The organism is Streptomyces herbicida, from assembly GCF_032656585.1.
Classification (GTDB): Bacteria; Actinomycetota; Actinomycetes; order Streptomycetales; family Streptomycetaceae; genus Streptomyces; species Streptomyces herbicida.
This window is the reverse complement of sequence record NZ_JAUYWJ010000011.1, coordinates 232,974-251,418: the sequence shown is the minus strand read 5'-3', so window position 1 is coordinate 251,418 and position 18,445 is coordinate 232,974. Positions and strand designations below refer to the sequence as shown.

19 protein-coding genes and 1 pseudogene are annotated in these 18,445 nt (G+C 71.4%); 10 read left to right on the top strand and 10 right to left on the bottom strand.

Annotation, left to right across the window (positions count from 1 at the left end):
* Window positions 1-21 precede the first annotated feature (21 nt).
* The 5 genes from Q8A52_RS24115 (at window position 22) to Q8A52_RS24095 (ending at window position 2,894) form a co-directional block, all read left to right on the top strand.
* The gene (locus tag Q8A52_RS24115; protein ID WP_316755058.1) at window positions 22-1,173 is read left to right on the top strand and encodes a glutathione-independent formaldehyde dehydrogenase; all 1,152 of its coding nucleotides are present in this window, start codon (window positions 22-24) and stop codon (window positions 1,171-1,173) included.
* Between the two features lie 159 nt (window positions 1,174-1,332).
* The gene (locus tag Q8A52_RS24110) at window positions 1,333-1,605 is read left to right on the top strand and encodes a MerR family transcriptional regulator (protein ID WP_316755056.1); all 273 of its coding nucleotides are present in this window, start codon (window positions 1,333-1,335) and stop codon (window positions 1,603-1,605) included.
* A 63-nt stretch (window positions 1,606-1,668) separates the two neighbouring features.
* A complete protein-coding gene (locus Q8A52_RS24105) occupies window positions 1,669-2,109 on the top strand; it encodes a carboxymuconolactone decarboxylase family protein (RefSeq protein ID WP_316755054.1) in 441 nt (146 codons plus the stop codon).
* Window positions 2,110-2,286: 177 nt separating this feature from the next.
* On the top strand, window positions 2,287-2,448 hold the full coding sequence (locus Q8A52_RS24100; protein WP_316755052.1) for a hypothetical protein: 162 nt from the start codon (window positions 2,287-2,289) through the stop codon (window positions 2,446-2,448).
* A gap of 2 nt (window positions 2,449-2,450) precedes the next feature.
* Window positions 2,451-2,894 carry a DUF6314 family protein gene (locus tag Q8A52_RS24095; RefSeq protein ID WP_316755254.1) on the top strand — a complete coding sequence of 148 codons (444 nt, stop codon included), beginning with the start codon at window positions 2,451-2,453 and terminating at the stop codon, window positions 2,892-2,894.
* Here the strand turns inward: Q8A52_RS24095 and Q8A52_RS24090 are convergent.
* Complete coding sequence (locus Q8A52_RS24090) at window positions 2,876-3,469, bottom strand: histidine phosphatase family protein (RefSeq protein WP_316755050.1); 594 nt, start codon at window positions 3,467-3,469, stop codon at window positions 2,876-2,878. The two genes, Q8A52_RS24095 and Q8A52_RS24090, sit on opposite strands and share 19 nt — an antisense overlap.
* Before the next feature lie 119 nt (window positions 3,470-3,588).
* Complete coding sequence (locus Q8A52_RS24085) at window positions 3,589-4,044, bottom strand: GNAT family N-acetyltransferase (RefSeq protein ID WP_316755048.1); 456 nt, start codon at window positions 4,042-4,044, stop codon at window positions 3,589-3,591.
* Here Q8A52_RS24085 and Q8A52_RS24080 point away from each other — a divergent pair.
* Window positions 4,043-4,527, top strand: a pseudogene (locus tag Q8A52_RS24080) (DUF6461 domain-containing protein). The gene Q8A52_RS24085 and the pseudogene Q8A52_RS24080 overlap by 2 nt on opposite strands.
* Here the strand turns inward: Q8A52_RS24080 and Q8A52_RS24075 are convergent.
* Window positions 4,524-5,960, bottom strand: coding sequence for an aminotransferase-like domain-containing protein (locus tag Q8A52_RS24075; protein WP_316755044.1), 1,437 nt, complete (start codon window positions 5,958-5,960; stop codon window positions 4,524-4,526). The pseudogene Q8A52_RS24080 and the gene Q8A52_RS24075 overlap by 4 nt on opposite strands.
* Between Q8A52_RS24075 and Q8A52_RS24070 the strand changes: the two genes are divergently transcribed.
* Window positions 5,959-6,876 carry a DMT family transporter gene (locus Q8A52_RS24070; protein ID WP_316755041.1) on the top strand — a complete coding sequence of 306 codons (918 nt, stop codon included), beginning with the start codon at window positions 5,959-5,961 and terminating at the stop codon, window positions 6,874-6,876. The genes Q8A52_RS24075 and Q8A52_RS24070 overlap by 2 nt on opposite strands.
* A 13-nt stretch (window positions 6,877-6,889) precedes the next feature.
* Window positions 6,890-7,093, top strand: coding sequence for a DUF1918 domain-containing protein (locus Q8A52_RS24065; RefSeq protein WP_316755039.1), 204 nt, complete (start codon window positions 6,890-6,892; stop codon window positions 7,091-7,093).
* 1 nt (window position 7,094) lies between these two features.
* On the opposite strand, the gene Q8A52_RS24060 is transcribed toward Q8A52_RS24065, so the two are convergent.
* Window positions 7,095-8,318: a glycoside hydrolase family 10 protein gene (locus Q8A52_RS24060; RefSeq protein WP_316755037.1), complete on the bottom strand. Its 1,224-nt coding sequence runs from the start codon at window positions 8,316-8,318 to the stop codon at window positions 7,095-7,097.
* A 171-nt stretch (window positions 8,319-8,489) separates the two neighbouring features.
* Between Q8A52_RS24060 and Q8A52_RS24055 the strand changes: the two genes are divergently transcribed.
* Entirely contained in the window at window positions 8,490-9,350 is an 861-nt protein-coding gene (locus Q8A52_RS24055) for a 3-hydroxybutyryl-CoA dehydrogenase (RefSeq protein WP_316755035.1), read from the top strand.
* 191 nt (window positions 9,351-9,541) lie between these two features.
* Window positions 9,542-9,799, top strand: a complete 258-nt coding sequence (locus Q8A52_RS24050) for a hypothetical protein (protein WP_316755033.1) — start codon at window positions 9,542-9,544, stop codon at window positions 9,797-9,799.
* Here the strand turns inward: Q8A52_RS24050 and Q8A52_RS24045 are convergent.
* The 6 genes from Q8A52_RS24045 to Q8A52_RS24020 form a co-directional block, all read right to left on the bottom strand.
* Window positions 9,796-10,332 carry an NUDIX hydrolase gene (locus Q8A52_RS24045; RefSeq protein WP_316755031.1) on the bottom strand — a complete coding sequence of 179 codons (537 nt, stop codon included), beginning with the start codon at window positions 10,330-10,332 and terminating at the stop codon, window positions 9,796-9,798. The genes Q8A52_RS24050 and Q8A52_RS24045 overlap by 4 nt on opposite strands.
* 67 nt (window positions 10,333-10,399) lie before the next feature.
* Window positions 10,400-11,740, bottom strand: coding sequence for a transcriptional regulator (locus tag Q8A52_RS24040; protein WP_316755028.1), 1,341 nt, complete (start codon window positions 11,738-11,740; stop codon window positions 10,400-10,402).
* A gap of 221 nt (window positions 11,741-11,961) precedes the next feature.
* Window positions 11,962-13,080: a PP2C family protein-serine/threonine phosphatase gene (locus tag Q8A52_RS24035; RefSeq protein ID WP_408649241.1), complete on the bottom strand. Its 1,119-nt coding sequence runs from the start codon at window positions 13,078-13,080 to the stop codon at window positions 11,962-11,964.
* A 334-nt stretch (window positions 13,081-13,414) separates the two neighbouring features.
* Entirely contained in the window at window positions 13,415-15,970 is a 2,556-nt protein-coding gene (locus tag Q8A52_RS24030; RefSeq protein ID WP_316755026.1) for a phenylalanine--tRNA ligase subunit beta, read from the bottom strand.
* Window positions 15,970-17,091: a phenylalanine--tRNA ligase subunit alpha gene (gene pheS, locus Q8A52_RS24025; RefSeq protein WP_316755024.1), complete on the bottom strand. Its 1,122-nt coding sequence runs from the start codon at window positions 17,089-17,091 to the stop codon at window positions 15,970-15,972. Before pheS ends, Q8A52_RS24030 begins: the two co-directional genes overlap by 1 nt.
* 127 nt (window positions 17,092-17,218) lie before the next feature.
* The gene (locus tag Q8A52_RS24020) at window positions 17,219-18,373 is read right to left on the bottom strand and encodes a sensor histidine kinase (RefSeq protein ID WP_316755022.1); all 1,155 of its coding nucleotides are present in this window, start codon (window positions 18,371-18,373) and stop codon (window positions 17,219-17,221) included.
* Window positions 18,374-18,445: the final 72 nt, after the last annotated feature.

Genomic DNA, 18,445 nt, shown 5'->3' with positions numbered 1-18,445 from the left:
TTCGATGCGGAGGTGACCGAGGTGAAAGCGGTCGTATACGAGGAGCCTTTCCACGTGGCCGTGCGAGACGTGGACGATCCACGGATCCAGCACCCCAACGACGTGCTCGTACGCGTCACGTCGACCGCGATCTGCGGCTCGGATCTGCACATGTACGAGGGCCGCACGGCGGCGGAGCCGGGCATAGTCTTCGGACACGAGAACCTCGGCGTGGTCGAGGAGGTCGGTAGCGGCGTGATGACCCTGTCCCAGGGAGACCGTGTCGTGATGCCCTTCAACGTCGCGTGCGGATTCTGCAAGAACTGCCTCGCCGGGAAGACCGGGTTCTGCCTGACGGTCAATCCGGGCTTCGCGGGCGGGGCGTACGGATACGTGGCGATGGGACCGTACACGGGCGGCCAGGCAGAGCTGCTGCGCGTACCCTTCGCCGACTTCAACTGCCTGAAGCTGCCGCCGGGTGAAGAGTTCGAGACGGACTTCGTCCTGCTCGCCGACATCTTCCCGACCGGCTACCACGGATGCGAACTCGCCAAGGTCATACCCGGCGAGAGCGTGGCCGTGTACGGCGCCGGGCCCGTGGGACTGATGGCCGCCTACTCCGCGCTGCTGCGCGGTGCGTCCAAGGTGTTCTCCGTCGACCGGGTGCCGGAGCGTCTCGCCAAGGCGGCGGAGATCGGGGCCATCCCCATCGACTTCACCAAGGGCGACCCGGCCGAGCAGATCAAGGAACAGACGGGAGGAGAGGGCACCGACAAGGGCGTGGACGCCGTCGGGTACCAGGCCCAGGCACACGACGCGAGCCACGAGGAACCGGCCTACGTCCTCAACGAACTCGTCGCGACGGTACGGGCGACCGGCATGCTCGGCGTACCGGGCCTGTACGTTCCGTCCGACCCGGGCGGACCCGACGAGAACGCCAAGCACGGCCAGCTCCTGGTCTCGATCGGCAAGATGTTCGAGAAGGGCCAGCAGATGGGCACGGGCCAGTGCAACGTCAAGCAGTACAACCGTCAGCTGCGCGACATGATCATCGCCGGGCGGGCCAAGCCCAGCTTCGTGGTCTCCCACGAGCTGCCGCTGGACCAGGCACCGGCGGCGTATGAGAAGTTCGACAAGCGGATCGAGGGCTACACCAAGGTCGTGCTGCACCCCGAGCACGCACTCGCGGCGTAGCACCCACGATGTAGTGACACCCACGAAGCAGAGGAAGGGTCCGGGCGCACGGGACACCGGCTGTCCCGTGCGCCCCGTGCGTCCTGCTCAGAGGCGCTCGGCTGGTGCCGACGAAGTGAGTTTGACCTGGAGTGCGCTCCAAGTCCTACCGTTCTTGTCATGAGCAGCGGACGCCCTCTCCCGCAGGAGCGGGAGCCTTCGTCGACCATCGCCCCGGCCGCCGAGCGCACCGGACGCTCGCACGACACGCTGCGCTGCTACGAGAAGGCCGGCCTGCAGCGGTTCGCGGGGCTGCGGGCCGAGGGGCACGGCACGGTCGCGGACCGGCCGGCGATGCTCCGGGAGCATCCCGCCGTGCCGGCCGACCGGATCCGGGCGCCCAGGCGCAACGCGTCCGCGCTGCACGACAAGATCGCCCTTCCCCACGCCTGAAGGGCGCGGGGACCCCATCGAACGACTGCTCCAAGAGCGGCAGTCGGGGACGGATGAGCCCACATGAGCGAGAGCACCACCCGTGAAGAGCGCTTCGCCCGCGGTCTGAACGTACTGGAGAGCGTCGACGGCGAGGCAGGCCGGCGGGTCATCGACTCGCTCGCGGACATCAGTCCCGAACTCGGCCACCAGATAGTCTCCTGGGGCTTCGGGGAGATCTACGCCCGGCCCGAACTGGCCCCCCGGGACCGCCAGTTGGTGACGCTGGGCATGCTCACCGCGCTCGGCGGCTGTGAGCCGCAGCTGGAGGTGCACATCAACGCGGCCCTGAACGTGGGCCTCACGCCCGAGCAGATCGTCGAGGCGCTGCTGCACTCCGCCGGGTACTGCGGCTTCCCCAAGGCGCTCAACGCCACGTTCGTCGCGAAGAAGGTCCTCGCCGAGCGCGGGCTGCTGCCGCTCGGACAGCAGCCCGCGGACGACTCCGCGGTAACCCCTGCCTGATCCGCAGGGTGGCCGCCCGGGGCCCTCGGCGTGACCTCGGCACCGCCCAGGTCGACAGCCGTACGGGCCGCCGAGGACCGGGCGTCGACGACCTTCGCGATCAGACCTCGAACGGCGAGGCAGGCAACGGGTGTGAGCACGTCAACGGGGCCCGCGCGGGGACGTAAGGTCGAGGGCATGGGTGCGGTGTGCGCGGGTGTCGGCGGCGCGTCGGCCGCCCACGAGGAGGCCTTCCGGGCCACGAGGCAGGCCTCGCACCACGAGATCCGGCTCCGGGCCGGGCGCAAGGCACCCACCGGCTCCCCCGGCGGTCCGCGCCGCCGAGCGAGGAAGGGATGACGATGGGCGAGTTCCGGCCCGTGCCGGACGTGCTGGCTCACCTGGCCGGGCACTGGCGGGTGGAGCGGACCGTGCGGGACCTGGCGAGCGGCGCCGAGGGGCGGTTCGAGGGCACCACCGTCTTCCGTCCACTGAACGGGGGCGGACTGCTGCACGAGGAGTCCGGCATGTTCACCTGGCAGGGCGTGACCCGTCCCGCCGAGCGGACCCTGCGCTTCCTGCCCGGGAAGACGCCGGGCACCGCGGACGTCCGCTTCGCCGACGGGCGGCCCTTCCACGACCTGGACCTGACCTCCGGACGGCACGTCGTCGACCACCCCTGCTCCGCGGACCTCTACCGGGGCGAGTTCACCGTCCGGGACGAGGACCACTGGCGGACGGTGTGGCACGTCGGCGGCCCCGCGAAGGACCTCGTGCTGACCACCGACTACGCGCGCGTGGGCTGAGTCGCCGCCCCGTCGAAACGGAGGTTCCAGCGGCCCGCGCGGCCCGTGACGGTCGTCGTCGACAAGGGGCGGACATCGATGTTCCAGTAGCTCGCGGGCGGCGCCTTCAGGACGTACACGAGCGCCGCGCGGATCACGGAGGGCTCGGCGACCGCGACGATACGGCCGCCGTCGTCGGCGGGCCGGGTCTCCAGCCAGCCGCCGATCCGGGAGATGAACGCCAGCAGGGACTCACCCCCGTGCGGCGTCGAGCGCGGGTCGGCGAGCCAGGCGTCCACCGCCTCCGGCTCGCGGGCCATCGCCTCGCCGAGAGTGAACCCGCGCCAGCGGCCCATGTCGCAGTCCCGCAGGGCGAGCTGCACCAGTGGGTGATAGCCCAGGGCGTCACCCGTGGCGCGACTGCGCGGCGTCGGCGAACAGTAGCGCAGCTCGGCCGTGGCCAGTGGCAGCAGCTCCCACGCGGCGTGCTGCACCTCGTCCCAGCCCGCCTGGTCCAGCGGGCGGTCGTCCTGAAAGCGCTCCGCGAGCAGCGGCGAGCTGCGCGCGGCGGCGACGAACGTGACCCGAAGTTGCATGCGGAGATGGTCTGCCGCGCAAGTACACAGGTCAAGGGGCGTTGCATGCCAGTTACCCGAGGTTTGCAAATCCTTACTGCGAGGTCAGGATCTGCCGGACAAATCGGGAGAAAGCAGGGTTAATTCGTGTCACCGGATGTCTCGAGGTACAGCGCCATCCACTGGTCCGGCCGTTCGAGCGGGGCGAAGCCGAGCTTCTCGTAGACCCCGTGCGCGTCATGGGTCGCGAGCAGGACGCGCCGCAGTCCGTACCCCCGCAGGTGTTCGCGGATTCCCCCGACCAGTGCCGTGCCGATGCCCTTCCCGCGCACCGACGGGTCGACGTAGACGTCGGCGAGCCAGCCGAACAGCGCCCGGTCGGTCACCACGCGCGCGTACGCCACCTGCTCCCCCGAGGCCGTCTCGTACACCCCGAAATTGAGCGAGGCCGCCATCGCATGGTCCTGCTTCTCGCGCGGGCGCCCCACCGCCCAGTACGCGTCGGTCGACAGCCAGCGGTGGACGCGATCGACGTCGACGCGATCGGTGTCGGCGGAGAACTCATAGCCCGCGGGCAGGTCAGGTACGTCGCTCATGCGCGGGATCCTCCCAGCTCAGCCGGGCCGGCGTCGAACGGATTCCGGTGCGGGGCACCTGGGAGCCGAGCCGACCGTGCGGGTCACCGGCGTCGAGGCGCTGTCCGAGCCGTCGTACGACGACCGGCTGCTCGCCCCCGTGGCCGCCGTCGGTGACCGGTCGCTGATGGTGGAGTACAACGGCTGTGCCGGCATCACCGACGAGCTGGTGCTCCCGGTCTCCCGGGGCCGCACAGTGGTGTCGCACTTCCGGAACATCGACGCGGTGGACCACTTCCACTGGTTCGAGGACGGCGACCTCACCCGGACGAACTCCTGGCCCGCATGCGGGAGTCCGGCTTCGATCCGAGCCAGGACGACGAGCGTGACCGCGCTCTGCACGCGGTGGACGCCTTCGCGCCGGCGCACCGGATCACGGGTGTGCGCCTGACGCCGGAGCTGTTCGAGTCGGTGGAGTTCGTCTGCGGGGGTGCCGAGTCCTAGCGCAAGACCTCGTCGCACGCCGCCCGCAACCGTCGTACTCCCTCGGTGATCTCGCCCGTCCCCGCGACCGCCGCGAAGCTCAACCGGATGTGGGCGGCGGGGGGTTCGGCGCTGAAGTACGGGCGGCCGGGGGTGATCGCCACGCCCGCTCGCAGGGCGGCGGCGGTCAGGGCGGGCTCCTCGGTGCCGTCGGGGAGGCGGAGCCAGAGGTGGTAGCCGCCGGACGGGACGTGCGGCAGGGCGAGTTCGGGCAGGTGGAGCCGGAGCGCGGTGGTCAGCGCGTCGCGGCGGGTCTTCAACTCGGCGGAGACGGTGCGCAGATGACGCGGCCAGGCGGGCGATCCGACGAGTTCGAGCGCAGCCTCCTGGAGGGGCCGGGGGACGAAGAAGCTGTCGACGACCTGGATGGCCCGGAGCCGTTCCAGCACGGGGCCGCGGGCGGCCAGAGCGCTGACCCGGAAGCTGGGCGACGTCGCCTTGGTCAGCGAGCCGACGTGGACGACGACACCGTCCGAGTCGTCGGCGGCCAGTGGACGCGGCAGCGGGCCCGCGTCCGCGTGCACCAGCCGTCGTACGAAGTCGTCCTCGATCACGAAGGCGCCGGCGGCGCGGGCGATGCGCAGCACCTCGGCGCGCCGGGCTGGGGCGAGTACGGCGCCGGTCGGGTTCTGGAACAGGGGCTGGCAGACGAACAGCCGCGCGCCGGTCGCCCGGAACGCGTCGGCGAGCAGCTCCGGCTTCACCCCGTCGGGATCCACCGGCACGGGCACGGGGCGCAGTCCTGCCGCGCGGGCGATCGCCAGCATGCCCGGGTAGGTGGGTGACTCGACGAGCACCGGGGCGCCGGGCGGGGCGAGCGCGCGCAGGGCGGTGGCCAGCGCGGACTGACCGCCCGCGGCGATCAGCACCTCGGCCGCGCCGACCGCGCCGCCGATGCTCCGCGCGAACCACTCCCGCAGCTCGGGCAGCCCCTCCAGGGGCGGCCGCCCCCAGGCGCCGGGGCGCCGCCCGGCGCGGGCCAGGGCCGCGGCCATCGCCCGCTCGGGCTGCAGCGACGGGTGCAGATAGCCGCCGCTGAACTCCAGCACGCCGGGCGGCGGGGCGGCGAGCGAGACCGTCACCCCGGAGGCATCCACGGTTCGCGGCACGAGATCGGTGGCGACGTCGGCGCTGAGCGCGACCTCCTGCCAGGAGGTGTCTCCCGCGGGCGCGGCCGCGGTACGCGGGCGTGCGCGGAACGCGCCTGCCCCGGGGCGGGTGACCACCAGGCCCTCGGCGGCCAGCTGGGCCAGGGCGCGCGAGACGGTCACCGGGCTCACCCGGAAGCGCTGGACGAGCACCCGACTCGACGGGAGCTTTCCTCCGGGTGAGTAGCGGTCGAGTTCTTGTCGCAGCTGGTTGGCCAGTTCACTGACACTGCTACTCTCTTGCATGAGAGTACAGAGTAGCGCTACTGCGCCGACCCCGGTAGCGGTCACCGTCCACCGGGAGCGCCCCGGTCTGGGCACCGTCCAGGCAGCCCTGGGCGTCATCGCCTTCTCCCTCACCTTTCCCGCCACCGCATGGGGTCTGGAGGGCTTCGGCCCCTGGTCGCTGGTGTCGGTGCGCAGCGTCCTCGCGGCGGTGATCGCGGGCTCCTGCCTGCTCGCTCTGCGCGTCCCGCTGCCCGACCGCCGGCACTGGGCGGGGCTGGCCGTGGTGGCGGCCGGAGTGGTGTGCGGCTTCCCGCTGCTGACCACGCTCGCCCTGGAGACCTCCACCACCTCGCACGCGGCCGTCGTCGTGGGCCTGCTGCCGCTCACCACCGCACTCTGCTCCGCCCTGCGCATGGGCACCCGGCCCTCCCGCACCTTCTGGACGGCCGCCCTCGCCGGCGCGGCCGCGGTCCTCGCCTTCACCGTCCAGCAGAGCGGCGGCGCGCTGACCACCGCCGACGGCTACCTGTTCGCGGCGCTGCTGGTGTGCGCGGCGGGCTACACCGAGGGCGGGCGGCTGGCCCGGGTCATGCCGGGCTGGCAGGTCATCGGCTGGGCGCTGGTGCTGTGTCTGCCGCTCTCCGCCGGCGCGGCCGCGCTGGCACTGTCGTACGAGCCGGTGCGGCTGAGCGCGCACGGCGTGGCCGGACTGCTGTGGGTCGCAGTGGGCTCACAGTTCCTCGGCCTCGTGGTCTGGTACCGGGGCATGGCGGCCATCGGCATTCCGAAGGCCAGCCAGTTGCAGTTGGCCCAGCCGCTGCTCACACTGGTGTGGTCGGTGCTGCTGCTGGGCGAGCACCTCACGGCGGCAGCTCCGCTGACCGCCGCCGCAGTGCTCGTGTGCATCGCCGTCACCCAACGATCGCGTTCGTGAGGAGGGCCCACAGATGCGCGCAACCGTGGGCGACCAGCTTGTCCAGCACGGCAGGGTGGTCGGCCAACACGACCAGGTCACCGAAGTCGTCGAAGTGCTGGGGACGGAGGGCAACCCGCCCTACCGCGTCCGCTTCCCGGACGGACACGAGGCCGTCATGTCCCCCGGCCCCGACTGCGAGGTCCGTCACCAGCAACAGGAACACCGGGCACAGTAGATCAGCGCGGCGGGTTCGCCGACTGCCGATAGTGGTCGGCGATCACCCGTGCCATCGCGCCGGCCCGGTCCTTCGCGACCTCCTTGGCTGCGAAGAAGACGTGCCCGCGCACCTCGGGGTGACGGGCGGCGAGAGTGAGGTGGCGGGACAGCTCGACCGGGTCCTGCCAGGCCGAGGGCCGGCCCTCGGCGCCCGCCTTGTACAGGGCCTCGCCGATGTAGAGCCTGGTCCTGGTGCCTTTCGCCACCTGTGCCCACCACGGCACCAGTCGGGCGTAGTCGGCGGCGGCGAAGCCGATGTGCCAGTACACCTGAGGGACGACGTAGTCGATCCAGCTCTCGCGGACCCATCTGCGGGTGTCCGCGTACACGTCGTCGTACGCCTGCACACCCGCCCGGGTGTCGGAGCCCTGTGAGTCGGAGGTGGCGTTGCGCCACACCCCGCACGGGCTGATCCCGAACTGTGCGCCGGGCCGGATCTCCTTGATCCTGGCGGCGATCTCCTGCACCAGCTTGTTGATGTTGTCGCGGCGCCAGGCGGCGCGGTTCGCGAACTCTGCGCCGTACGTGTCGTACGCGGCGTCGTCGTCGAAGCTCTGGCCGGGCACCGGATACGGGTAGAAGTAGTCGTCGAAGTGGACGGCGTCGACCGGATACTTCGCCACGGCGTCGAGCATCGCGTCCTGGACGAAGGCGCGGACCTCGGGCAGGCCCGGGTTGTAGTAGAGCCTGCCCGCGTACGGCACCACCCAGTGGGGGTGCTTGCGGGCCGGGTGGGAGGCGACGAGTCGGGTGGGGTCGTCGTGGTTGGCGATCCGGTACGGGTTGAACCAGGCGTGCAGCTGGAGGCCGCGGACATGGGCCTCCGTCACGGCGGTGCCCAGCGGGTCCCAGCCCGGTGGCTTGCCCTGGGTGCCGGTGAGGAAGCGGGACCACGGCTCGTACGGCGAGGGCCACAGCGCGTCCGCCGTGGGCCGCACCTGGAGGAGCACCGTGTTCAGCCGGTCGCGGGCCGCCCTGTCGAGGTGGGCGATCAGCTCGGTGCGCTGCTCGGCCGCGGACAGACCCGTGCGCGAGGGCCAGTCGCGGTTCTCGACGGTCGCGAGCCACACGCCCCGCATTTCGCCGACCGCCCGGGGATCCCGCGGCGCCGCCGTCGAACCCTGTGCCATCGTGAGGGTGGACAGCGCCGCCAGGGTGAACGCCCGGCGGGACACTCGCACCATCCGCACACCCCCATACGCTCCGGGTCCGCTCCATCACGGATCGTCTCGGGCCCAAGGATGCCCCCACCCGGACGATCGATCATCGATACTTGGGAGTAACGTGCACGATCGGAGCAGGCGCCGAACCCGGAGGTCCTGCCGGAGCCGGAGAACACCAGCGAAGGGAACGATGTGACCGACATCGAGCGCGTCGGAGTCGTGGGCTGCGGCCAGATGGGCGCGGGTATCGCCGAGGTCTGCGCCCGCGCGGGACTGGACGTGAAGGTCGCCGAGACCACCGGCGAGGCACTGGAGATCGGCCGCACCCGGCTGTTCAACTCCTTGGCCAAGGCCGCCGAGCGCGGCAAGATCACCGAGGAGGAGCGGGACGCGACGCTGGCGCGGCTGAGCTTCACCACCGACCTCGGCGAGTTCGCGGACCGCGACCTGGTCATCGAGGCCGTCGTGGAGAACGAGCAGGTGAAGACGGAGATCTTCCAGGTGCTCGACCAGGTGGTGACCCGGGCGGACGCGATCCTGGCCTCCAACACCTCCTCCATCCCGCTGGTGAAGCTGGCGGTCGCCACCTCGCGCCCGGACCACGTCGTCGGCATCCACTTCTTCAACCCGGCCCCGGTGCAGCAGCTCGTCGAGCTGATCCCGGCGCTCACCACTTCCGAGGGCACGCTCGGCCGGGCCCAGCTCTTCGCCGAGAAAGTGCTCGGCAAGCACGCGATCCGCGCTCAGGACCGCTCGGGCTTCGTGGTGAACGCGCTGCTGGTGCCCTATCTGCTGTCCGCCATCCGCATGTTCGAGTCGGGCATCGCGGGCCGCGAGGACATCGACAACGGCATGGAGATGGGCTGCGCCCACCCGATGGGCCCGCTGAAGCTGTCCGACCTGATCGGCCTGGACACGATCGTCTCCATCGCCAATTCGATGTACGAGGAGTACAAGGAGCCGCTGTACGCCGCTCCCCCGCTGCTCCAGCGCATGGTCGAGGCGGGCCGGCTGGGCCGGAAGACCGGCTCGGGCTTCTACACCTACGGCTGATTACGCAAGGTAGTCCACCGGCTCACGCGGGCCCGGCACCGGCTGACGGTGCCGGGCCCGCGCCTTTCACACACCGTGTGCGCACCGGGCACGCATATGCCCTTCGCACACGCTCCCCACGCGTCCACCAGGCGAGTTGACTCTCATGCGCATGCAAGGGACGAGAGACAACTACGGAAAGGAGCGGACCCGTGGCCGCCGATCCCGAGCATCCCGTGGTCCATGGAGAACTCGCAGAGTTACGTCGTCGCCTCGATGTGGCCTACGCCCGTGTCGAGGGCGGACTGGCGCTGCTCAGCCATCGCACGAAGGAGACCGCCAAGGAGTTGGAGGAGCTGAACACCCGCATGGTCTCGCTCGAACACGCACGCTGGCCGCTGCCCTCGGTCGCCGCGCTCACGGCATTGGGAGCGCTCGTCGTGACGATCTGGCAGGCGCTGGCCCACTAATCATCGGCGAGCCTGAGGTGGTGCAGCAGGAGTAACGCGGCCGCCATGTTGGCGGCCGGGACCTCCCCACGGGCGATCATGTCCGGGACGAGTTTGAGGGGAACCCACTCCCGGCGGTCCGACTCGAAGTCGTCCACGGGATGTCCGACGTACTCGCCCTCGTCGGCCCAGTAGATGTGGTGCCGGGCGTCGGTGAGGCCGTTGGACGGCTCCACGCTCATGAGGTGGTGCAGGGGCCCCGGCCGCCAGCCGGTCTCCTCCTCGAGTTCCCTGGCGGCCGCACGCGCGATGTCCTCACCGTCCTCCACGACGCCCGCGGCCAGTTCCCACCCCCAGCTGTCCGTGATGAAGCGGTGGCGCCACAGGAGGAGGACCTCGTTGGCCTCGTTCACCACCGTGGCCACGGCAACGGGCCGCAGCCGTATCAGGAAGTGGTCGAGGTGCCGGCCGTCCGGCAGCTCGACATCTGCGAGATTGACGCTGAACCAGCGGTTTGCGTACACAGTTTGTTCGTTCTGTTTCGTCCACTGCACGGTTCTGCCACCTTCCGCCGAGTAAGTGGCAATATCGCAGCAGGGACCCTTCCGGCCTACCGTGCGCCTACAGCGGTACGCGCAGTGCCCCGTCGATGAGTTCGGCGGCTTCAGCGGTTCCGGCACCGCCGCTGCGCACCAGGTGTTCGCGTACCGCACGGAGTCTGTCGCGCAGCCGCTGGGACTCCATTCCGCGGGCCTGTTCGGCCATCTGCACGGCCGTGACCACCGCTTTGTCGGCATTGCCCTGACGCAGCTCGATCGTGCTGAGCATGGCGAGCCGGTGCACCCGGCCCCGGTCGTGGGCGGGGTTGTCCACGGCGGCCGCGGCATGCTCCCGGGCCGCCGCGAGTTCGCCGAGGCTGAGCAGCGCCTCGGCCACCTGGACGTTGACCAGGCCCGGCTGGACATAGCCGGTCTCGTCGGGTTCGTATCCGCGCCGGATGCGTTCGGCGGCCGTCTCGGCACGCCGGATGCAGGACAGCGCGCTCGTGCCGTCGCCGAGGTGGGCGTACGCCTTGGCCTGCATCGCGTACAGGTCCGAGGCGAGAGCGGGGGTGATGTGCTTGCCGGCGGCGCGCAGCGCGGCCTCCGCGAAGGCGACGGCCTGGCGGTACTCCTTCATGAACAGCGCCTGATTGACGAGCAGCGCGATGACATACGCCCCGAGCCCCCGGTCCCCGCTGGCCTTCGCCAGGCGCAGGGCCTGGTGGAAGTAGCGCTGGGCGAGGCCGTGCGCGTCGGAGTCGTAGGCGCAGATGCCCGCGACCGCCACCAACCCACCCGTCGCACGGTGCAGTTGACGACCCGTGGCGTCGGTGTAGCTGCCGCGCAGCAACGGGGCCGCCTCGGCGTTGAGGAAGCCGACTATGCGGGTGCGCGTCGCGATGCCGCCCGCCTTGCGGTACATCTGCTCGTAGTGGGTGCGGGCGGCGCGCAGCATCTCGATGTCGGCCGAGGTGACCCGGTGCCGGCCGCCCCGGGAGACATCGACGTCCTCGGGCGGGTTCTCCCACTCCCACACCGGCATCACGGCCGGGGTGCCGGTGACGGCGGGCGCGCCCAGTATGTGCGGGCGTTGCTGCTCGTCGGAGCGCCACAGGGCGGTGGCGCGCTCCACGAAGCCGGACAGCGAGGTGCCGTTCGGCGTCGAGGGCTCGCCCGGCACGCCCAGGCCGATGTCGTCGAGCGTGACGGGCCGGTGCAGTCGGACGGCCAGCACCTCGCAGATCAGGTCGGGCACCTGACCGCGCGGCCGCTGTCCCTTCAACCACCTTGCCACGGCGGTGTGTTCGTAGCGAAGCGCGAGACCCCGCGTCCGGCCCGCCTGGTTCACGTGGGCGGCGAGACCGGCGTGCGAGATCCCCGCCTCGTCCAGGATCGCGTCGAGCAGAGTGTTGGGCTGCATGGATGCCCCCCGGGTGGCCTGGTGCCGTCAGACTAGTGCGGTTGCGTTCACACGGGGTGTGAACCGAGTGCGCGCATCCGGGCTGTGCGCGCACTGTTGCGGAGAGTTTCCAGTCGGTTGACTGAAATGCCTCGCAAGAGGCCGGCCGGGCCGCCGGCTCCCCCTCGTACAGTGCGGTGGCCTGGCCGTTGGCTTCGGCCGGGCGACCAAGGCGTGGGGCGTCAGAGGTGCGTTGTCGGCTGCGGGTCGCGTGGGGCTGGTCGCGCAGTTCCCCGCGCCCCTGAGGTACGCCGTTGCCGGCGATCATTGCGTAGTACCAGTACGGCGATGTCGTCCGTGGGCCTGCCGCCGGTGTGGCGGAGCAGGGCGGTGAAGACCGTGCGGAGGATCGTCTGGGGTGAGACCTGGCAGTCGCGGGTCGCCTCCGTCAGGACCGACGGCAGAGAGAAGAACGTGCCGTGCGCGTCCCTCGCGTCCTCCGCGCCGTCCGTGTACAGGACCAGGGACTCGCCGGGGAGCAGGTGGCCGCAGCGTTTGACGTCCAGGTCGGGCGGCAGGGGGAACGGGCCCAGGGGTGGCAGGGGTTCGGCGCGGGCGAGTGGGCCGACGCCATGGGCACTGAGCAGATACGGCCAGGGGTGTCCGCAGTTGAGTGCGCGGAGTTCGCCGTCCCGGCGGATCTCCAGCAGGAGCACGGTGACGAACTCCTCGGCGAGCGGGGTGTCGGGCTCCCGGCCGCTGGAGGGGTGTTCCGCGCGGGAGCGCTCGCGCAGATGACGGGCGAGCGCGCGCTCCAGGCGCCGTAGCACACCGCCGAGTTCCGGCTCGTCGTGCGCGGCCTCCCGGAAGCTGCCGAGGAGGGCGGCCGCCGTGCCGATGGCGGGTAGTCCGTGGCCGCGCACGTCACCCATCACGAACCGTACGCCGTGTTCGGTGGCGATCGCCTCGTACAGATCACCGCCGATGGCCGCGCCACGGTCGGCGGACAGCTGGGCGGCGGCCACGCCCAGGCCGTCGAGACGCGGGGGCAGCGGCCGCAGCAGCACGCTCTGCGCGGCGCCCGCGACCTTGCGGACCTGCCTCAGCTCATGCAGCAGCGCCCGGCGGACATGGAATATCAGCCCGGTACCGACCGCGAAGAACACGGCGCTGGTGACGATCCGCGCGCCGAGCCCCTCCTGCAGGGCGAGCGGACAGCCGAACTTGTACGAGATCGCCACGGCGCCCCACACCGTGGGCAGCCCGAGGGTGAACGCACCGCGCAGCGACCGGCGCTCGGGCTTCCGTACGGCAGGGCGGTCGTCCGCGGGGTCCGGACGGTGGACGCTTCTCCTGCGCAAGGTGCGGCAGGGGTGGCGGGCCCGGGTCCGGACCCACGCCGGCAGCGCCCTTCGGGCAGGCCCCCGTGAATGCGTGTGGGGCCGCCTCCTGCGGGAAACCCCAGCCTTGATGCGGATCATGCCGATGGCCCCCCCATGTAGGCCCTGACAGAGCAGACGGACCGACCCCGAAAGGCCGGTCCGATTCTTGCGATGTCATGACCCGAAACGGCCGGATCGCCCCGGGTTCTCACCCGAATGAGTGAGCAATCTCCGGACGCCTGCATTTATGCAGGTCACAACGGAGAGGGGCGGATCCGGAGTGCCGGACCCGCCCCCTTCCCGCGTGCTGGGATCACGCCCCGCGGAGCACCGCCCCGGTCCGCTCGGCGGCCAGCGCCACCGCCGCGTCGCGGGCCGTGGACGCCTCGTCCACGGTCAGCGTGCGGTCGGAGGCGCGGAAGCGCAGCGCGTAGGCGAGCGACTTCTTGTCCTCGCCCAGCTGCTCGGCGCTCTCGTACACGTCGAACAGCCGGATGGCCTCCAGCAGTTCACCGGCGCCCTCGCGCAGCGCGGCCTCGACGTCCGCGTGCGGGACCGACTTGTCGACGACCAGGGCGACGTCCTGCGTGGCGACCGGGAACGTGGAGATGCTCGGCGCCTGCGGTGCGCCGTCGCCGACCTGCTCCAGCGCGTCCAGGTCCAGCTCCATCGCGCTGGTGCGGTCGGGCAGGCCGAGGGCCTTGAGGACGCGCGGGTGCAGCTCGCCCGCGTGGCCCACGACGCGCTCGGTGCCCTCGGTGACGACCACGAGCTCTGCGGTGCGGCCCGGGTGCCACGGCCCGTACTGGCCCTTGCGGACGACCAGCTCGGCGCCGGCCTCACGGGCGACCGTGCGGGCGGCCTCGACCGCGTCGGCCCAGTCGGCCGGGCGGCCCTTGCCCCACCAGCCGGCCTGCTCGCGGGCGCCCGCGAGGACGACGGCGACATGGCGCGGCTGCTCGGGCAGCGCGGCGTTCAGCTCGGCGAGCTCCTCGTCGGTCGGACGCCGGTCCACGGGCAGGTTCGCGGCGGCCTTGTGCTCCTCGGCCGGGTGGAAGACCAGACCGGTCTCGAACAGCGCCAGGTCGTGCGTACCACGGCCGTCGTTGCGGCGCAGCGCGCCCAGCAGTCCCGGCAGCAGCGACGTGCGGAGCGCGGGCTCCTCGTCATTGAGCGGGTTCGTCAGCTTCACGACACGGCGGGCCGGGTCGTCGGCGTCCAGGCCCAGCTGGTCGAAGACCTGCTCGGCGATGAACGGGTAGGTCGGCGCCTCGACGTAGCCCGCGCCCGCCAGGGCCCGGCCGACGCGGCGGTGCAGACGCTGCCGGTGGGTCAGGCCGCGGCCCGAGGGGAGCTTGGGCAGCGTGGAGGGCAGGTTCTCGTAGCCCTCGAGCCGGATGACCTCCTCCGCCAGATCGTTCGGCTCGGTGAGGTCGGGCCGCCAGGACGGGACGGTGACGGTCAGCTCGTCCTGCCCGTACACGTCGCAGCCGATCTCCTGGAGCCGCCGTACGACGCTCTCGCGGCCGTACTCGACACCCGCCACCTTGTCCGGGTGGTCGGCCGGGGTGGTGATGGTGTGCGGCGCCGTGGGGGCGCTCACCTCGGTGACACCCGCGTCCGCCGTACCACCCGCGAGCAGCACCAGCAGGTCGACCGTGCGCTGGGCCGCCGCGGCGGCGGCCTGCGGGTCGACGCCGCGCTCGAAGCGCCGGGACGCCTCGGAGGACAGCTTGTGGCGGCGGGCCGTGCGGGCGATCGAGATCTGGTCGAAGTGCGCGGCCTCGATGACGACCTCGGTGCTCGCGTTCTTCAGGTCGATGGGGGTCCCCCCTGCTCGAGCGGAGTCGAGAGCTTGGGAGAGGTCGGCGATCTCGGTGTTGGCGCCGCCCATGACACCGGCCAGGCCGATCGGGCCCCGCTCGTCGGTGATCACCAGGTCCTCGGCATGCAGCTTGCGCTCGACGCCGTCGAGAGTGACGAGCTTCTCGCCCTCCTCCGCGCGGCGCACGCCGATGGTGCCCTGGACCAGATTGCGGTCGTAGGCGTGCAGCGGCTGGCCGAGCTCCATCATCACGTAGTTGGTGATGTCGACGGCGAGCGAGATCGGGCGCATGCCGACCTTCTGCAGGCGGCGCTGCAGCCAGATCGGAGAGCGCGCCTCCGGGTCCAGGCCGGTGACGGTCCGGGCCGTGAAGCGGTCGCAGCCGGTCGGGTCGGAGACCTGGACCGGGTAGCCGAAGGCGTTCGGGGCGGGCACGTCGATGAGCGCCGGGTCCCGCAGCGGCAGGCCGTAGGCGATGGCGGTCTCGCGGGCGACACCGCGGATCGACAGGCAGTCGCCGCGGTTGGCGGTGACGGCGATGTCGAGGACCTCGTCGACCAGCTCCAGGAGCTCGATCGCGTCCTTGCCGACCTCGGTCTCCGGGGGCAGCACGATGATGCCGTGCGTGCCGTCGTCGCCCATGCCCAGCTCGCCGGTGGAGCAGATCATGCCGTGGGACGTCCTGCCGTACGTCTTGCGCGCGGCGATCTCGAACCCGCCGGGCAGCACGGCGCCGGGGAGGACCACGACGACCTTGTCGCCGACCTGGAAGTTACGGGCGCCGCAGATGAGCTCCTGGGGCTCGCCGGTGCCGTTGGCCCGGCCGACGTCGACGGTGCAGAAGCGGATCGGCTTCTTGAACTCCGTCAGCTCCTCGATGGTGAGCACCTGGCCCACGACCAGCGGGCCCTTGAGGCCGGCACCCAGGTGCTCGACGGTCTCCACCTCGAGACCTGCGGAAATGATCTTGGCCTGGACGTCACGGCCGGTCTCGGTCGCCGGCAGGTCGACGTACTCCCGCAGCCAAGAAAGCGGGACCCGCATCAGATCTCCATCCCGAACGGCCGGGTGAACCGGACGTCACCCTCGACCATGTCTCGCATGTCTTCGACGTTGTGGCGGAACATCAGCATCCGCTCGATGCCGAACCCGAAGGCGAATCCGCTGTACTTCTCCGGGTCGACGCCGCAGGCGGTCAGCACCTTGGGGTTGACCATGCCGCAGCCGCCCAGCTCGATCCAGCCCTCGCTGGAGCAGGTGCGGCAGGGGCGGTCCGGGTTGCCGACGGACTCGCCGCGGCAGACGTAGCACACCATGTCCATCTCGGCGGACGGCTCGGTGAACGGGAAGAAGTTCGGCCGCAGCCGGGTCTTCATGCCCTCGCCGAACAGGGACTGGACCATGTGGTCCAGGGTGCCCTTGAGGTCGGCCATGGTCAGACCCTCGTCGACGGCGAGCAGCTCGACCTGGTGGAAGACCGGGGTGTGCGTGGCGTCCAGCTCGTCGGTGCGGTACACACGGCCGGGGCAGATCACGTACACGGGCAGCTCGCGGTCGAGCAGCGAACGGATCTGCACGGGCGAGGTGTGGGTGCGCAGCACGACACCGGACTCGGTGCCGCCCTGGGGGCCCTGCACGAAGAACGTGTCGGCCTCGCCGCGGGCCGGGTGGTCCGGGCCGATGTTCAGGGCGTCGAAGTTGAACCACTCGGCCTCGACCTGAGGGCCCTCGGCGACCTCGTAGCCCATGGCCACGAAGACGTCCTCGATGCGCTCGGAGAGCGTGGTCAGCGGGTGGCGGGCGCCGGCCGGTACGCGGTCGTACGGCAGCGTGACGTCCACCGCCTCCTCGACCAGCACGCGGGCGTCGCGCTCGGCCTCCAGCTCGGCCTGACGGGCGGCGAGGCCCTTGTTCACCGCTCCACGCGCCTGGCCGACCAGCTTGCCGGCGGCGGCCTTGGCATGCGGGGGCAGGGCGCCGATCTCGCGGTTGGCGAGGGCCAGCGGGGAGGTGCCGCCGGTGTGGGCGACCTTGGCCTCCTGGAGCGCGTCGAGGGAGTCCGCGGCGGCGAAGGCGGCGAGCGCCTCGTCCCGCATGCGCTCGATCTCTTCCGGTTTCAACGCCTCGACCTCGACAGGGTCGTACGACTTATTCGGTGCCGACATCTCTTCCCGTGCTTCCGATTGGCTGGCGGATGGTCCCCGTGACCGGTTCAGGGCCGTATGCAGGACACAAAGGTGCCAAAGGCCGAGTCTAACGGGGTGGGGGGTGTGCGAATGCGCCCGTGGGCCGTCAGGCGAGATACGCCGGGGTGGCCACGGGCAGGGTAAATCGGAATTCCGCGCCGCCGCCGGGGGCGCGGCCGACCGTGATGGTGCCGCCGTGGGCCTCGACGATGCCCTTGACGATATACAGCCCGAGGCCCGTGCCACCGCGCTTGCTGCCCCGCCAGAAGCGGGTGAAGACGCGGTTCATGGATTCCTCCGGGATGCCGGGCCCCTCGTCGCTCACCGTGACCGACGTGGCTGTGTTCGCTGCGGTCCCGGCGTCCTCCCCTTCGCGCGGGGACGCCGAGGGCGTGACGTCAATCGTGACGGTTCCCTCGCCGTGCCGCACGGCATTTTCCAGCAGGTTGCTGAGGACCTGGTCGACCTTGTCGGGGTCGGCCCACAGGGCGGGCAGCGGCTGCTCGATGCGCAGCAGGAACCGGTCGGCGGGCTGCCCGGCCGCGACGTACGCCTGGATGTGCCGCCCGACGGCCGCGCCCATGTCCACGGGCTGGCGGCGCACCTCCAGCCGCCCCGAGTCGATGCGGGAGATGTCCAGGAGCTCGGCGATCAGCCGGGTGACCCGGTCGGCGTCGGCGTCGACGGTCTCCAGCATCAGCCGCTTCTGGTCGTCGGTGAAGCGTTCCCACTTGGCGAGCAGTGTGGCGGTGAAACCCTTGACCGAGGTGAGCGGGGAGCGCAGCTCATGGGCGACGGTCGCGATCAGCTCGGCGTGACTGCGTTCGGTGCGGCGCCGGGCCTCGGTGTCGCGCAGGGACACGACGACACGGCGGACCGGCCCGGTGGGCTCGGTACGGACGTACCGGGCCGATACGAGTACTTCCCGCCCGCCGGGCAGCAGCAGATTGCGCTCGGGCTGCCCGACCCGGATGGCGAGCCCGCCGTACGGATCGGTGACCTGCCACCAACGCCGCCCCTCCAGGTCCTCTAACGGCAGCGCCTTCTCCAGGCGGTGGCCGAGGGCGTCGGCGGCGCAGACGGCGGTGATGCGGGCGGCGGCCGCGTTGAAGCAGATGACGTACCCGTGCTCGTCGGCGACGACCAGGCCGTCGGGCAGCTCGTCGGGGTCGATGCCGAGTCCGGCGAGATCACCGTGCCGGGGCGCGGGTACCCGGTGCACGTCCCGCCCTCCCGGCGCACTGCTCGTGCCGACACTCATCCCCGCACTCCACCTCTCAGTCGGCATGGGGGTCCCCCTGCTCGCGCGCAGCCGAGAGCTCGGGGGAAGACC

What these genes read in the sequence shown, in the direction of transcription:
- Q8A52_RS24095 (WP_316755254.1), top strand. Translation starts at nt 2,451, where the DNA reads ATGGGCGAGTTCCGGCCCGTGCCGGACGTGCTGGCTCACCTGGCCGGG.
- Q8A52_RS24070 (WP_316755041.1), top strand. Translation starts at nt 5,959, where the DNA reads ATGAGAGTACAGAGTAGCGCTACTGCGCCGACCCCGGTAGCGGTCACC.
- Q8A52_RS24100 (WP_316755052.1), top strand. Translation starts at nt 2,287, where the DNA reads ATGGGTGCGGTGTGCGCGGGTGTCGGCGGCGCGTCGGCCGCCCACGAG.
- Q8A52_RS24065 (WP_316755039.1), top strand. Translation starts at nt 6,890, where the DNA reads ATGCGCGCAACCGTGGGCGACCAGCTTGTCCAGCACGGCAGGGTGGTC.
- Q8A52_RS24030 (WP_316755026.1), bottom strand. Translation starts at nt 15,970, where the DNA reads ATGCGGGTCCCGCTTTCTTGGCTGCGGGAGTACGTCGACCTGCCGGCG.
- Q8A52_RS24020 (WP_316755022.1), bottom strand. Translation starts at nt 18,373, where the DNA reads ATGAGTGTCGGCACGAGCAGTGCGCCGGGAGGGCGGGACGTGCACCGG.
- Q8A52_RS24090 (WP_316755050.1), bottom strand. Translation starts at nt 3,469, where the DNA reads ATGCAACTTCGGGTCACGTTCGTCGCCGCCGCGCGCAGCTCGCCGCTG.
- Q8A52_RS24085 (WP_316755048.1), bottom strand. Translation starts at nt 4,044, where the DNA reads ATGAGCGACGTACCTGACCTGCCCGCGGGCTATGAGTTCTCCGCCGAC.
- Q8A52_RS24040 (WP_316755028.1), bottom strand. Translation starts at nt 11,740, where the DNA reads ATGCAGCCCAACACTCTGCTCGACGCGATCCTGGACGAGGCGGGGATC.
- Q8A52_RS24075 (WP_316755044.1), bottom strand. Translation starts at nt 5,960, where the DNA reads ATGCAAGAGAGTAGCAGTGTCAGTGAACTGGCCAACCAGCTGCGACAA.
- Q8A52_RS24105 (WP_316755054.1), top strand. Translation starts at nt 1,669, where the DNA reads ATGAGCGAGAGCACCACCCGTGAAGAGCGCTTCGCCCGCGGTCTGAAC.
- pheS (WP_316755024.1), bottom strand. Translation starts at nt 17,091, where the DNA reads ATGTCGGCACCGAATAAGTCGTACGACCCTGTCGAGGTCGAGGCGTTG.
- Q8A52_RS24060 (WP_316755037.1), bottom strand. Translation starts at nt 8,318, where the DNA reads ATGGTGCGAGTGTCCCGCCGGGCGTTCACCCTGGCGGCGCTGTCCACC.
- Q8A52_RS24110 (WP_316755056.1), top strand. Translation starts at nt 1,333, where the DNA reads ATGAGCAGCGGACGCCCTCTCCCGCAGGAGCGGGAGCCTTCGTCGACC.